Raw genomic sequence first — 13,633 nt, 5'->3', positions numbered from 1 at the left:
CGTGAGCCAAGTACTGACTGTCGTGCGCAATGCCCCCCTCGCGACGCTGGGTGCCCCCGCCCCGGCCCGCCTGCCGATCGGTGAGCCCGTCGCCCAGGCCGCCACCGCCCAGGACCAGACGGATGAAGCCGTCGGCGCCAGCATCGGCGTATGGGAAAGCAGCCCGGGGGTGTTCCGCCGGCACCTGAAAAACCGAGAGTTCAGCCACATTGTCAGCGGCCGGTGCACCTTTACCCCCGACGGTGGCGAGCCGGTAGAGCTGCGCGCCGGCGACGCAGTGCTGTTCCCGGAGAACTGCGAGGGTGTCTGGGACATTCGCGAAACCCTGCGCAAGACTTACGTGCTGTTCTAAGGCACAAATGGATGATCGAACCTATCAGCCCCGGCAAACGGACCAGCCGGATGGAGATGCAGGCCTTCGGCCAGCCCTGACACCCACGCGGTCCCTGTAGGAGCGGCCTTGTGTCGCGATGGGCCGCAAAGCGGCCCCGGCAATTTCTGCTGCGAAGCTGAAATACGGGGACCGCTTTGCGGTCCATCGCGACACAAGGCCGCTCCTACACCTGACCGCGATAGCTTGTTAGAGCTCCGGGTCCAACCCCACCTTGTCGCCATGCCAGTCAAACCGCTCCACTTCATGCCTGCGCTTGCGGAAGCTATACGGCGTCTCGCCATACTGCTTGCGAAACCACAGGATAAAGTGCGACGCATCGGAAAACCCGCAGGCCAAGGCAATGGTGGTGATGTTCTGGCTGGTGTTCACCAGCAACCGCCGAGCATGATCCAGGCGCAGCTTGCGCCAGTAGTTGGCCGGTGGCTCCTGGGTATTGGCCACAAATTCGCGGTGCAACTGCCGAGGGTGGGTGCCCACTGCTTCGGCCACGGCCTTGAGCGTCATCGAGGCATCCAGGTTGGCGCGCATGAAGCTGATCGCCCGCTGCACGCGGTCGTTCTGGTACACGCATTCGCTGGACGCCTTGTCCCGCTCTTCAGCGCGCTCGTCCACCAGCAGGTATTCCAGCCCCTTCTGCGCCCGCACTGCGCCGCAATGCCGGCGGATCAGGCTGGCCGCCAGGTCGATGGCCGTGCCGCCCGGGCAGGTGATGATGCCGCGGTCGTCCACGTAGCTCTTGTCGATCACCGCCGTGGCCAGTGGAAAACGCTCCTTGAACTCGTCGCGCAAGGTGAAATGCAACGCACAGCGCCGGCCATCGAGCAGCCCGGCTTTGCCCAGCACGAACGACCCCGAGCACAGGGCGATGATCGGGATATTCGCCGCATGCACCTCACGCAGGGCATCCAGCAGCCAGGCCGGCGGATTGCGGGTTTCGTCCAGCAGGCCACCGGCCAGCACCACATAGTCGTACTGGGCAAACAGGTTAAGCGGCTTGGTCGGCGAAATGGGCATGCCGCAACTGGCGGTGATCGGCTGGTCGTCCAGCGTCATCCAGTCCCACTGGCACAACACCTGCTGGCTGCGGAATGACTTGTCCGCAGCAAAGCGCAGCGAGTCCACCAACCCCGCCACCGGCACCAGGGTGAAGTGGTTCATCAGCACGAAACCTACCCGTAGTTCGGGCTTGACCTGCGCAGTGATGACGGGGGCTTGTACCGGTTGCTCTTGTTGTTCGGCAAACATGGACGCTGGCCTCGTTACATCGGTAATGGCGTCATTCTAAAGCGCGCCCTGCGTCCGTCATATCATATGCATCCCCACAAATAGGAAATCCGTGACAAAAGGCGGCGCCGTTCTATCAATTGTCATGGCTGTAATATCAGCGCACTCGCCCGGCTGAGCATCATGTAGGCACAAGACAAACATGCTCAGAGGCACCCCTCATGTACCGTGGATTCTGGTATGCCCAGGCGCTGGACCTGGACAACGACCTGGCCCCTGCCCTGCAGGACTCGATTCAAGCCGACGTGTGCATCGTCGGCGGTGGCTTCCTTGGCCTGTGGTCGGCCATCCGCCTGAAACAGGCGCACCCGGAAAAAACCATCGTCATCGTCGAGCGCGACCGCTGCGGCTCGGGTGCCAGCGGGCGCAACGGCGGTGTGGCCACCAACTGGTGGGGCAAGTACCTGTCGGTGCGCACCATCTGCGGGGATGTTGAGGCGCGGCGCATCTGCGAGGCGGCCGAGTCGGCCATCGACGAGATCGGCAGCTTCTGCCGGGAGCACGGCATCGACGCCCAGTACCGCAAGGACGGCTGGCTGTGGACGGCCACCAACCAGCGGCAGATGAACTCGTGGCGCGTACTCACCGACGGCCTGCAGAAACTCGACGTCAACCCGTTCCAGGAACTGGACCGCCAGACCATTCGCGGCCGCGTCGGCTCGCCACTGGTGCTGGGCGGCATCTTCGACCCCAACGCGGCCACTGTGCAGCCCGCCATGCTGGCCCGCGGCCTGCGCCGCGTGGCACTGAAGCTGGGCGTGCAGGTTTTCGAGAAATCGCCGTTCACTCACCTGCAGCGCGGCAAGCACCCGGTGGTGCACACCGCCAAAGGCCATGTAAAAGCCAACCACGTGGTGCTGGCGCTCAACGCCTGGGGCGCGCAATTCCCCGAGCTGCGCCGGATGATCGCGATCATGTCCAGCGACATGGTCGCCACCGCGCCGGTCAAGGCCAAGCTCGACGCCATCGGTTTCAGCCGCGGCGAATGCATGACCGATTCGCGCACCGTGCTCAACTACTGGCGCAACACCCCGGACGGGCGCGTGGTGTTTGGCAAGCCGCTGGGCCAGTTCGCCTATGCCGGGCGCATTGGCAACCTGTATGAAAAACCCTCGCCGGCCGCCGACAAGGTCGCTGCCGAACTGCGCCGCCTGTACCCGCAGTTGCAGGATGTACCGGTGGTCAGCAGTTGGACCGGGCCAATCGACCGCGCCATGAAGGGCCTGCCCAACTTTGGCTACCTCGACCATCACCAGACCGTCAGCTACGGCATCGGTTTTTCCGGCAACGGCGTCGCCACCACGGTGTTTGCCAGCCGCATCATCAAGTCGCTGGCCACCCATGCCAACGACGAGTGGGCCAACTGTGGCCTGGTCAACCAGAAGATGAAGCTGCTGCCGCCAGAGCCGTTGCGCTTCTTTGGCGCACATCTGGTTCGCGATGCACTGGTGCGCAAGGAATCGCTGGAAGACCACGACCAGGATGCCAGCTTCATCACCCGCCAGCTTGTGGGCATGGCGCCCGCCGGTTACGTGCCCGCGCAGAAAAAATAAGGACAAGACCGTGAGCGAACATATCGTCTTCCTTGACGACGAAAGCCTGGCGCCTTCCACCCGCCTCAAGCGCCCCGACTGCGATCACAGCTGGCAGCAGTACGCCTACACCCACCCCGACCAGGTGCCGGAGCACCTCAAAGACGCGACCGTGGCGCTGACCTGCAGCGTGCCGCTGCGCGAAGAGCACCTGCGCCAGTTGCCCAGGCTGAAGATGATCTCGCTGGCCCTGACCGGTCGTGACATCGTGGATGTCGATTATTGCGAAGCCAACGGCATCGAAGTATCGAGCGTACCGGGCTATGCCGCCAACACCGTGGCCGAGCACAGCCTGGCGATGATCCTTGAACTGTTCCGCCGCCCGGCCGCCTTCACCCGCCTGATGCGCCAGGTGCATGCCGGCGACAAGCCGTACCAGAACATCTACTTCAACCACCGCATCCGCGATGTGCGCGACAAGCAGTTGGCGATCATCGGCAGCGGCCCGATTGCCCTGCGCCTGGCACACCTGGCGCGGGCATTCGGCATGCAGGTGCTGTTCGAAGACCGCGGCGGCAAGCGCCAGGGCGCCGATTGCCGGCCGCTGGCCGAGCTGCTGAAAAGCTGCGACGTGTTGTCGATAAATTGCCCGCTCACGCCAGAAACCCACAACCTCATTGATGCCGGGCAGCTGGCATTGATGAAGCCCGATGCCATCGTGGTCAACACCGGCCGCGGCGGTGTGGTCAACGAAGCGGCGCTGATTCAGGCGCTGCAACAGGGCCGCCTGGGCGGTGTGGCGCTGGATGTAGTGGAAGTGGAGCCGCTGCACCCCAGCAACCCGTTGTTCGAACTGATCGACCGCGACGACTTCCTGCTCAACCCGCATATCGCCTGGAGCAGTGAAGACGCCATGCAGCAGCTGATGGACAGCGCCGTGGACAATATCAGCGACTTCGTCGCCCGCCAGGTTTGTGAGAAAAGGACTCGCACTGCATGACCCTTGTCACCAAAAACCGCTACGTCGATGGCGCCTTCGTGTTCTTTACCCGGGTGAAGACCACCTACCAGTTGGCCTGACCCTACCTCGGGGGCCGCGCGGCGGCCCCGACAATCTCCAGCCAGCAAAGGGAACTACCCGCCCCCCCGGCCCTCTTAAACACTGAGTGGTTTATTTCCCTGTGCTTCACGCTATTGGAGAACTCGACATGCGCCACCTACTCCTCGCCCCTGCGCTGCTGCTCCTGCTGCCTGCTGGTGCTGCCCTGGCCCGCGTCGATGCGGGCGACGTCGCCACCTCGGCCGGTGTTTCCGCTTCGCTGTATTCGACCTTCAAGGACGACAAACGGATCATCCCGGCCCGTGACGAGCTGTCTGCCTTCGTCGCCAGCGGCGGTGCGATCCGTGGCGCTTATGTAGAGTCGGCGCTGGAACAGGCCCGCAAGGATCATCCGGGGCTGCAGGCCAATGATGAAGAGCTGGCCAGGGCTATTCTTTCCCAGGATGACCGTATAGCCGATCATTGAAGTCAGCCAGTACCGGCCTCTTCGCGGGTAAACCCGCTCCCACAGGGACTGCACCGCCTTCAGATCTAGTGCGTTTCCTGTGGGAGCGGGTTTACCCGCGAAGAGGCCGGCACAGGCGACCTCACCCCCAACCATCCATGCGCATGGTCGCCCTGACCAGGCGCTGCTCTTCCTGCTCGATCTCCCGCAGACTGTCGCGTATCCCGTTGATATGCTCACGCGCCGCCCGCTGCGCCTGCTCCGGCAGTTGCTCCATCACCGCGTGATACAGCCGCGCATGCTGCCGATCAATCTGGCGTTTTTGCGCCGGCCGGCAATACAGGTTGTTGACCGAGGCAAACACGGTGCTCAAGGTCAGGTCACTGAGCGATTGCAGGGTATGCACCAGCACCGGGTTGTGCGACGCCTCGCTGATCGCCCGGTGAAAGGCATGGTCACGGCGGGCGTGCTCACGGGCGTCCAGCGCCTCTGCCGCCTCGTGGGCAGCCAGCATTTCTTCATAACGCCGGCGAATCAGCAAGCGGTCGACCTCGGTGGCGCGTAACGCCGCCAGCCGCGCCGACTCGGCCTCCAGCAACGCCCGCACCTCCAGCAGGTCGAACAGCGTGCGCGGCTGGGAGCTGAACAGGTGCATCAACGGTGTGGCGCCCGCCTGCCCTGTCAGGTCGGCGACGAACGAGCCTCGCCCCTGCTCGGTGTCGATGATGCCGCGCCCACGCAAAATGCGTAGCCCTTCGCGCAGGGCAGAGCGTGAACAACCCAGCTTCTCTACCAGCCGCCGCTCCGACGGCAGGGCCTGGCCCACCTTCAGCACGCCGTCGACGATCAGCCGCTCGACCCGCTCGGCCACCTGGTCGGCGACCTTGCCCTTGCCGTCAGTAACCATTGCGCACCCTCCTGCTGGTAGGACCAGTTAGACCACCTGCCCCAATCTAGCCGGGTAAACCCATCAATAACCAGTACCCCGAAGAAAAACTGGTAGGACCAGTGCCTGCCATGCTCGACCGCTGCTGCTGGCACGCGCAGGCTGCAACGGTGACCGCTTTGCCAACAACTACAAAAACCGTTGCCGAGTGAGCCGATGAATATCCTGTACGACGAACGCGTCGATGGCGCACTACCCGCCGTGGACCAGGCAGCCCTGCTGCAGGCACTGCGCAGTGCCCTGCCGGACCTCGAAGTCCTGCACCGCGAAGAAGACCTCAAACCCTACGAATGCGATGGCCTTTCGGCCTATCGCACTGTGCCGCTGCTGGTGGTGCTGCCCGAGCGCCTGGAGCAGGTGCAAACGCTGCTCAAGCTCTGCCACCAGCGCGGGGTGCCAGTGGTAGCGCGTGGCGCCGGTACCGGCCTGTCGGGCGGTGCCCTGCCGCTGGCCAAGGGCATCCTGCTGGTGATGGCGCGCTTCAACCGCATCCTTGAGGTCAACCCACAGGGCCGCTACGCCCGTGTGCAACCCGGCGTACGCAACCTGGCCATCTCCCAGGCCGCCGCACCTCATGGTATGTACTACGCGCCAGACCCGTCCTCGCAAATTGCCTGCTCCATTGGTGGCAACGTCGCCGAGAACGCAGGTGGCGTGCACTGCCTCAAGTACGGCCTGACCGTGCACAACCTGCTCAAGGTGGACATTCTCACGGTCGAAGGGGAACACCTGACCCTGGGCAGCGATGCCCTGGACAGCCCCGGCTTCGACCTGCTGGCGCTGTTCACTGGCTCTGAAGGCATGCTCGGCATCGTCACCGAAGTGACCGTGAAACTGCTGCCCAAACCTCAGGTGGCAAGGGTGCTGCTGGCCAGTTTCAACAGCGTCGAGGACGCTGGCCGGGCGGTGGCCGAAATCATCGCCGCCGGCATCATTCCAGGCGGGCTGGAGATGATGGACAACCTGGCCATCCGCGCTGCCGAAGACTTCATACACGCCGGCTACCCGGTGGACGCGGCGGCCATCCTGTTGTGCGAACTGGACGGCGTGGAGGCCGATGTGCACGACGACTGCGAACGGGTGGCCGCCGTGCTGACCCAAGCCGGCGCCCGGGAAGTGCGGCTGGCCTGCGACGAGGCCGAGCGCGTGCGTTTTTGGGCCGGGCGCAAGAACGCCTTCCCGGCGGTGGGGCGCATTTCCCCGGACTACTACTGCATGGACGGCACCATCCCACGCCGCGAACTGCCGCGGGTGCTCAAGGGCATCAGTGACCTGTCCAGCGAATACGGCCTGCGCGTAGCCAACGTGTTCCACGCCGGCGACGGCAACATGCACCCGCTGATCCTGTTCGATGCCAACCTGCCCGGCGAGCTGGAGCGGGCCGAAGCCATCGGCGGCAAGATCCTCGAACTGTGCGTGGCGGTGGGCGGCAGCATTACCGGCGAGCACGGCGTAGGCCGCGAAAAAATCAACCAGATGTGCGCGCAGTTCAACAGCGACGAAATCACCCTGTTCCACGCGGTCAAGGCCGCCTTCGACCCCCAGGGCCTGCTCAACCCCGGCAAGAACATCCCCACCCTGCACCGCTGCGCCGAGTTCGGCGCCATGCACGTGCACCACGGGCAACTGCCCTTCCCCGAGCTGGAGCGTTTCTGATGAGCATCGACCGCGATACCAGCCAGGCCCTGCTGGCGCAGGTCAACGAGGCCTTGAACCAGGGCACGCCATTGCGTATCCAGGGCAGCAACAGCAAGGCCATGCTCGGCAGCCCGGTGGCCGGCGAAGTACTCGACACCCGCAGCCACCGTGGCATCGTCAGCTACGACCCGACCGAACTGGTGCTCACCGCCCGCGCAGGCACACCACTGCGCGAGATCGAAGCGGCGCTGCACGAGGCCGGCCAAATGCTGCCCTGCGAACCGCCGCATCTGGGCCCCGAGGCCACCTTGGGCGGCATGGTCGCGGCGGGCCTGTCCGGCCCCAGGCGGCCGTGGGCCGGTTCGGTACGTGACTACGTGCTCGGCACGCGGGTAATCACCGGCCACGGCAAGCTGCTGCGCTTTGGTGGCGAGGTAATGAAGAATGTGGCCGGTTACGATGTATCACGGCTGATGGCCGGCAGCTTCGGTTGCCTGGGGCTGTTGACTGAAGTTTCCTTGAAAGTGCTGCCTCGGCCGCGCGAATGCCTGAGCCTGCGCCTGCCGATGGGCAGCCACCAGGCATTGGCCGAGCTGGCCGAATGGGGCCAGCAGCCATTGCCGATCAGCGCGGCCTGCCATGACGGAGACGCCCTGTACTTGCGCCTGGAAGGCGGTGAGGGCTCGGTGCAGTCGGCCCGCCAGCGCCTGGGCGGCGAAACCCTCGACAGCGGCTTCTGGCGCGACCTGCGCGAGCAGCGCCTGGCGTTCTTCAGTGACCCCGCGCCGCTATGGCGGCTGTCGCTGCCCAACGCCACCGGCGAGTTGCACCTGCCCGGCCGGCAGTTTATCGACTGGGGGGGTGCCCAGCGCTGGCTGAAGTCCAGCGCACCGGCGCAGGCGATTCGCGACCAGGTTACCAAGGTGGGCGGCCACGCCACCTGCTACGCCCCCGGTGCAGCCAGCAGCCCACCCCTGCACGCCGCACTGATGCGTTACCACCGCGCCCTCAAGCAGCAGCTCGACCCCCAGGGGATGTTCAACCCTGGCCGCCTGTACCCGGACCTGTGAGGCCAGACCATGCAAACCAACCTGAGCGAAACAAGCCGCCGGCTGGCCCGCGCCGACGAGGCCGAAAGCATTCTGCGCTCCTGCGTGCACTGTGGTTTCTGCACCGCCACCTGCCCCACCTACCAGCTGCTGGGCGATGAACTGGACGGCCCGCGCGGGCGCATCTACCTGATAAAGCAGGTGCTGGAAGGCGAGCCGGTCACCGCCAGCACCCAACTGCACCTGGACCGCTGCCTGAGCTGCCGCAACTGCGAAAGCACCTGCCCATCCGGGGTCAGGTACCACGACCTGCTGGACATCGGCCGCGCCGTGGTCGACCAGCAGGTGCAGCGCCCGCTCGGTCAGCGCCTGCTGCGCCAGGGCCTGCGTACGGTGGTGCCACGCCCTGCGTTGTTCAAGGCGCTGACCCACAGCGGCCAGGCCCTGCGCCCGCTGCTGCCGGCCACGCTCAAGCGCAAGCTACCGGCGCGCATCACGGCGCCCGGCGAGCGCCCCGCGCCACGCCACGCACGCCAGGTGCTGATGCTGGAAGGCTGCGTGCAGCCGGCCTTGTCACCCAATACCAATGCCGCTGCGACACGCCTGCTCGACCGCCTGGGGATTAGCGTGCAACCGATCCATCAGGCCGGCTGCTGTGGCGCGGTGGATTATCACCTCAATGCCCAGGAGCAAGGCCTGCAGCGTGCGCGGCGCAATATCGACGCCTGGTGGCCGGCTATCGAAGCAGGTGCCGAGGCCATCGTGCAAACCGCCAGCGGCTGCGGCGCGTTCGTGCGCGACTATGGTCACCTGCTGGAGCACGACACCCGCTACGCTGCCAAAGCTGCAAGGGTCAGCGCCCTGTCCCGCGATCTGGTAGAAGTACTGCGTGATGAGCCGGTCGAGCAACTGGGCCTGTGCGCCGAGCAGCGCCTGGCCTTCCACTGCCCCTGTACGCTGCAACACGCCCTAAAACTTGGAGGGGCGGTAGAGGCGCTGCTGACGCGCCTGGGCTTTACCCTGACTTCGGTGCCGGACGGGCACCTGTGCTGCGGCTCGGCTGGCACCTATTCGCTGACCCAGCCAGCGCTGTCGCTGCAACTGCGGGACAACCGCCTCAACGCCCTGGAAAGCGGCAAACCGCAAGTCATCGCTACCGCCAATATCGGCTGCCAGGCCCACCTCGACGGGGCCGGGCGCACGCCGGTACGGCACTGGATCGAAATCGTCGAAGCAGCCTTGAACCCGGAGAACCCCCATGCATAGCAAGTTCGTGATCGGCCATGCCGAAGTCGTCCGTGTGCTGGCCGCCGCCCGCCAGGAAGCCTTGGCACAACAATGGAACGTGACCATCGCCGTGGTCGACGACGGCGGCCACCCCTTGGCCCTGGAGCGTCTGGATGGCTGTGCGCCGGCCAGTGCCTACATTGCCGTGGAGAAAGCCCGTACCTCCGCGCTGGGGCGCAAGGAAACCCGGGATTACGAGGAAATGGTCAATGGTGGCCGCACCGCATTCGTCACCGCACCGCTGCTCACCAGCCTGGAAGGTGGCGTGCCACTGCGGGTGGATGGCCAGGTGGTGGGTGCCATTGGCGTATCCGGGGTCAAGTCCGAACAGGATGCCCAGGTAGCCAAGGCTGGGGCGGCTGCCTTGTAAATCCTGTAACGGCCTCTTCGCGGGTAAACCCGCTCCCACAAGTACTGCACTGGATTTGAGGTGCCTGCGGTCCCTGTGGGAGCGGGTTTACCCGCGAAGAGGCCCGCGCAGGCGACTGAATTCCCGAAGACCGAACATCGAGCGAACAGACAATGCCAAACGAACTCCAGATCGCCCCCACCCTCCAGCGCTTCATCGAAGACGAAGTCCTCCCCGGTACCGGCATCGAAGCCAACGCCTTCTGGCAAGGTTTCAGCACCCTCGTCCACGACCTTGCCCCGCAAAACCGCGCCCTGCTCGCCGAACGCCAGCGCCTGCAAACCGAGCTGGACAACTGGCACCGCCAGCACCCCGGCCCGATCCGCGACATGGCCGCGTACCAGCACTTTCTGCAAGGTATCGGCTACCTGGTCGACGCCCCCGAAACCGTGCAAATCAGCACCCGCAACGTCGACCGCGAAATCGCCGTGCAAGCCGGCCCGCAGCTGGTCGTGCCACTGAGCAATGCCCGCTACGCCCTCAACGCCGCCAACGCCCGCTGGGGTTCGCTGTACGATGCGCTGTACGGCACCGATGCCATTGCCCAAACCGCTGGCGCCGAACGCGGCCAAGGCTACAACCCGGTGCGCGGTGACAAGGTGATTGCCTATGGCCGGCAGTTCCTCGACGCTAGCGCCCCACTCGACGGCGCTTCGCACCGCGACGCCACAGCCTATGCGATCGACCAGGGCACCCTGCAGGTCACCCTGGCCGACGGCCGTCAGGTCGTGTTGCAGAATCGCACACAACTGCGGGGTTACCAGGGTGAGCCGAGCACACCCACGGCAATCCTGCTCCAGCACCACCAGCTGCATTTCGAAATCCAGATCGACCCGACCAGTGCGATCGGTCAGCAGGACCTGGCCGGGGTCAAGGACATCGCCCTGGAAGCCGCGCTGACCACCATCATCGACTGCGAAGACTCAGTAGCGGCCGTGGATGCCGACGACAAAGTCCACGTCTACCGCAACTGGCTGGGCCTGATGAAGGGCGACCTGAGCGAACAGGTGAGCAAAGGCAGCAAAACCTTCAACCGCACCCTGGCCGCAGACCGCCATTACCACGGCGTAGACGGCCACCCCTTGACCCTACCGGGCCGCTCGCTGCTGTTCATCCGCAACGTCGGCCACCTGATGACCAACCCGGCCATCCACGACCGCGATGGCCGGGAGATCCCCGAAGGCATCCTCGATGCCGTGATTACCAGCTTGATCGGCTTGCACGACCTCAAGCGCCGCGGCAATTCCCGCGAAGGCAGCCTGTACATCGTCAAGCCGAAGATGCACGGGCCGGCCGAAGTGGCCTTCGCCGACCAGTTGTTCGGCCGCGTCGAAGCCCTGCTGGGCCTGCCGGCACATACCCTGAAGATGGGCATCATGGACGAGGAGCGACGCACCAGCGTCAACCTCAAGGCCTGTATCGCCAGCGCGGCGTCACGGGTGGTGTTCATCAATACCGGCTTCCTCGACCGCACCGGTGACGAGATGCACAGCGCCATGGAAGCCGGCGCCATGCTGCGCAAGGGCGACATGAAAGGCAGTGCCTGGATCCAGGCCTACGAACGCAGCAACGTGCTGGTCGGGCTGGCCTGCGGCCTGCGCGGCAAGGCACAGATCGGCAAGGGCATGTGGGCCATGCCCGACCTGATGGCGGCCATGCTCGAACAGAAAGTTGCCCAGCCAAAGGCCGGTGCCAACACTGCCTGGGTGCCGTCGCCCACGGCCGCCACCTTGCATGCGCTGCACTATCACCAGGTAGACGTAGCCGCCGTACAACAGGCGCTGGAACAGGTCGACCTGGAAGCCCAGCGCGGCGCCTTGCTGCATGACCTGCTGAGTATTCCGGTCAGCGCCGAACGGCCGTGGAGTGCCGCTGATATCCAGGCCGAACTGGACAACAACTGCCAAGGCATCCTCGGTTACGTGGTGCGCTGGGTCGAGCAAGGAATTGGCTGTTCCAAGGTGCCCGACATTCACGATGTGGGCCTGATGGAAGACCGCGCCACCCTGCGCATTTCCGCGCAGCACATTGCCAACTGGCTGCACCATGGGGTGGTGGGGGCCGAGCAGGTCGAGGCGACTTTGCAACGCATGGCCCAGGTAGTCGACCAGCAGAATGCGGGGGATCCGGCATACCGGCCGATGGCAGCCGGTTTCGATACATCGCATGCCTTGCGCGCTGCGCGGGACCTGGTGTTCAAAGGGCGCGAGCAGCCCAGCGGCTATACCGAGCCGTTGCTGCATGGCTGGCGCTTGCGCTTCAAGCAGGAGGTTCTGCGCTGATGCGTTCGCGGGCACGCCCGCTCCCACAGGTTTTGGGCAAACCGTCAGGCCTGCGCGGTACCTGTGGGAGCGGGCGCGCCCGCGAAGAAGTCAACACTGGCGTTACAAATCCTGCGAATCGACCACCACCGCCTCGCCAATCGCATAAAAATGCCCACCCGCCACGTAGTGCAGACTGCGCCATTGCGGGTCGGCGCTTTCATAAGCCCAGTGCCCGTCCCGGAACACCCGGTCATCGGCCCAAGCCGCCACCACCTCGCCAATGAACAGGTCATAGGTGTTCTGGTTGTGCGGCTCGTCGATCACCCGGCACATCAGCCACGCCGAGCAGCCCTGTACCAGCGGCGCCGCATGCCCTTCGACCCGCGCCAGCTGCACACCGATGCTGGCCAGTTTGTCGGGCTGGTCGAACAGGCTGCGGGTACCTACCTGGTGGGTCAGCTGCGCCTGCGCTGCGGTCGGCACCTGGATCACAAACCAGCCACTTCCCTCCACCAACTGCCGGGTGCGGGCGATCTTGTCGAGCACCACGGTCACCTTGGGCGGGTCGAAGTCCAGTGCACAGGCCCAGGCAGCCGCCATGACGTTGTCGACCCCCTCGTGGCTGGCCGACACCAGCACCGTCGGGCCGTGGTTCAACAGGCGATAGGCCTTTTTCAGGTCGACGGGTTGGAAATGGCTGTTCATGGCAATCCTCGGCAAGACGGTATCAGACGACGGATTGTGCAGCAGCCCCCCCGCCTCCTGCCAGTCAAGCGTTGCACCTCAGCGCCTTCAGACATTTCCCACAAGGTTCTCGGAAGCGTCCTACTTGCTGTCGCTGACCTTAGAAAACAAGATCGGATCTGGATGAAGCAAAGCCGCGCTCCAGAGGAGGCTCCGCATGCACCTGTACGCCCGCCCCATCGCCGAACTGCGCAGCAGCCTGCGCGAAATGCTGGCCCATGACATGAGCAACCCCGATGAAGACCCGCACTTGTCGGGGGTGATGTTCTTCTGCGCCACCGATGAACAGTCCCGGCAATTGATCGAACGTATCGAGTTGCTGGCCAGCGAAGTGTTCTTCGACGCGAACGGGCGGGCCATTTCGGAGCATATGAAGGCTTCGACGGTAGAAGGCGTGCGCATCAGGCGCAACCGCAACGGGCCGGAGGATGAGACGGTGATACGCATTGCGCTGGCAGAAAAAGGCTATATCACTGTGAGCACTGCCCGGTTCTGAGATTTCCGGGGCTGCCTTGCAGCCCATCGCCGGCAAGCCAGCTCCCACAGGACCGCGTCAAGGCTGAGGTGTACGCGATACCTGT

General features: G+C 64.8%; 13 protein-coding genes. 10 read left to right on the top strand and 3 right to left on the bottom strand.

Translation table 11 applies throughout. The features are described from left to right. Nucleotide 1 precedes the first annotated feature (1 nt). Nucleotides 2-352, top strand: a complete 351-nt coding sequence (locus JOY50_RS05040; protein WP_132841152.1) for a cupin domain-containing protein — start codon at nt 2-4, stop codon at nt 350-352. Nucleotides 353-580: 228 nt separating this feature from the next. On the opposite strand, the gene JOY50_RS05035 is transcribed toward JOY50_RS05040, so the two are convergent. Continuing rightward, on the bottom strand, nt 581-1,639 hold the full coding sequence (locus JOY50_RS05035; RefSeq protein WP_132841155.1) for a GlxA family transcriptional regulator: 1,059 nt from the start codon (nt 1,637-1,639) through the stop codon (nt 581-583). Between the two features lie 200 nt (nt 1,640-1,839). Here JOY50_RS05035 and JOY50_RS05030 point away from each other — a divergent pair, with 200 nt between their 5' ends. The 3 genes from JOY50_RS05030 to JOY50_RS05020 all read left to right on the top strand — a co-directional run bounded on the left by JOY50_RS05030 (nt 1,840) and on the right by JOY50_RS05020 (nt 4,736). After that, the gene (locus JOY50_RS05030) at nt 1,840-3,231 is read left to right on the top strand and encodes an FAD-binding oxidoreductase (RefSeq protein ID WP_243054864.1); all 1,392 of its coding nucleotides are present in this window, start codon (nt 1,840-1,842) and stop codon (nt 3,229-3,231) included. Between the two features lie 10 nt (nt 3,232-3,241). Next, nucleotides 3,242-4,210, top strand: coding sequence for an NAD(P)-dependent oxidoreductase (locus JOY50_RS05025; RefSeq protein ID WP_132841161.1), 969 nt, complete (start codon nt 3,242-3,244; stop codon nt 4,208-4,210). A 208-nt stretch (nt 4,211-4,418) separates the two neighbouring features. Further along, complete coding sequence (locus JOY50_RS05020) at nt 4,419-4,736, top strand: DUF2388 domain-containing protein (RefSeq protein WP_016487609.1); 318 nt, start codon at nt 4,419-4,421, stop codon at nt 4,734-4,736. Nucleotides 4,737-4,857: 121 nt separating this feature from the next. Here JOY50_RS05020 and glcC read toward each other — a convergent pair whose 3' ends face one another. Further along, nucleotides 4,858-5,622 carry a transcriptional regulator GlcC gene (glcC, locus tag JOY50_RS05015; RefSeq protein WP_028613196.1) on the bottom strand — a complete coding sequence of 255 codons (765 nt, stop codon included), beginning with the start codon at nt 5,620-5,622 and terminating at the stop codon, nt 4,858-4,860. A gap of 195 nt (nt 5,623-5,817) precedes the next feature. On the opposite strand from glcC, the gene glcD reads away from it, so the two are divergent. The 5 genes from glcD (at nt 5,818) to JOY50_RS04990 (ending at nt 12,326) form a co-directional block, all read left to right on the top strand. Further along, complete coding sequence (gene glcD / locus JOY50_RS05010) at nt 5,818-7,317, top strand: glycolate oxidase subunit GlcD (protein ID WP_243054863.1); 1,500 nt, start codon at nt 5,818-5,820, stop codon at nt 7,315-7,317. Next, the gene (glcE, locus tag JOY50_RS05005) at nt 7,317-8,369 is read left to right on the top strand and encodes a glycolate oxidase subunit GlcE (RefSeq protein WP_243054862.1); all 1,053 of its coding nucleotides are present in this window, start codon (nt 7,317-7,319) and stop codon (nt 8,367-8,369) included. Before glcD ends, glcE begins: the two co-directional genes overlap by 1 nt. A gap of 9 nt (nt 8,370-8,378) precedes the next feature. Further along, a complete protein-coding gene (glcF, locus tag JOY50_RS05000) occupies nt 8,379-9,614 on the top strand; it encodes a glycolate oxidase subunit GlcF (RefSeq protein WP_243054861.1) in 1,236 nt (411 codons plus the stop codon). Beyond that, a complete protein-coding gene (locus tag JOY50_RS04995) occupies nt 9,607-10,005 on the top strand; it encodes a heme-binding protein (RefSeq protein ID WP_132841176.1) in 399 nt (132 codons plus the stop codon). The genes glcF and JOY50_RS04995 overlap by 8 nt, the downstream gene beginning before the upstream one ends. Nucleotides 10,006-10,157: 152 nt before the next feature. Further along, nucleotides 10,158-12,326: a malate synthase G gene (locus tag JOY50_RS04990; protein WP_138736813.1), complete on the top strand. Its 2,169-nt coding sequence runs from the start codon at nt 10,158-10,160 to the stop codon at nt 12,324-12,326. Nucleotides 12,327-12,428: 102 nt separating this feature from the next. Here JOY50_RS04990 and JOY50_RS04985 read toward each other — a convergent pair whose 3' ends face one another. Next, nucleotides 12,429-13,013, bottom strand: coding sequence for a flavin reductase family protein (locus tag JOY50_RS04985; protein ID WP_132841181.1), 585 nt, complete (start codon nt 13,011-13,013; stop codon nt 12,429-12,431). A 196-nt stretch (nt 13,014-13,209) separates the two neighbouring features. Here JOY50_RS04985 and JOY50_RS04980 point away from each other — a divergent pair, with 196 nt between their 5' ends. Beyond that, entirely contained in the window at nt 13,210-13,548 is a 339-nt protein-coding gene (locus JOY50_RS04980) for a hypothetical protein (RefSeq protein WP_132841183.1), read from the top strand. Nucleotides 13,549-13,633 lie beyond the last annotated feature (85 nt).

The sequence above is a fragment of the Pseudomonas sp. BP01 genome, from assembly GCF_022760795.1.
GTDB classification, from domain to species: Bacteria; Pseudomonadota; Gammaproteobacteria; order Pseudomonadales; family Pseudomonadaceae; genus Aquipseudomonas; species Aquipseudomonas putida_Q.
Note: the sequence above shows the minus strand (reverse complement) of the source record. Positions and strands in the feature narration are given on the sequence as shown.

Bases quoted from the DNA above. Each gene is read 5' to 3' on its own strand.
- JOY50_RS05030 (WP_243054864.1), top strand. From the start codon at position 1,840: ATGTACCGTGGATTCTGGTATGCCCAGGCGCTGGACCTGGACAACGAC.
- JOY50_RS04990 (WP_138736813.1), top strand. From the start codon at position 10,158: ATGCCAAACGAACTCCAGATCGCCCCCACCCTCCAGCGCTTCATCGAA.
- JOY50_RS04995 (WP_132841176.1), top strand. From the start codon at position 9,607: ATGCATAGCAAGTTCGTGATCGGCCATGCCGAAGTCGTCCGTGTGCTG.
- JOY50_RS05035 (WP_132841155.1), bottom strand. From the start codon at position 1,639: ATGTTTGCCGAACAACAAGAGCAACCGGTACAAGCCCCCGTCATCACT.
- glcC (WP_028613196.1), bottom strand. From the start codon at position 5,622: ATGGTTACTGACGGCAAGGGCAAGGTCGCCGACCAGGTGGCCGAGCGG.
- glcF (WP_243054861.1), top strand. From the start codon at position 8,379: ATGCAAACCAACCTGAGCGAAACAAGCCGCCGGCTGGCCCGCGCCGAC.
- glcD (WP_243054863.1), top strand. From the start codon at position 5,818: ATGAATATCCTGTACGACGAACGCGTCGATGGCGCACTACCCGCCGTG.
- glcE (WP_243054862.1), top strand. From the start codon at position 7,317: ATGAGCATCGACCGCGATACCAGCCAGGCCCTGCTGGCGCAGGTCAAC.
- JOY50_RS04980 (WP_132841183.1), top strand. From the start codon at position 13,210: ATGCACCTGTACGCCCGCCCCATCGCCGAACTGCGCAGCAGCCTGCGC.
- JOY50_RS04985 (WP_132841181.1), bottom strand. From the start codon at position 13,013: ATGAACAGCCATTTCCAACCCGTCGACCTGAAAAAGGCCTATCGCCTG.
- JOY50_RS05020 (WP_016487609.1), top strand. From the start codon at position 4,419: ATGCGCCACCTACTCCTCGCCCCTGCGCTGCTGCTCCTGCTGCCTGCT.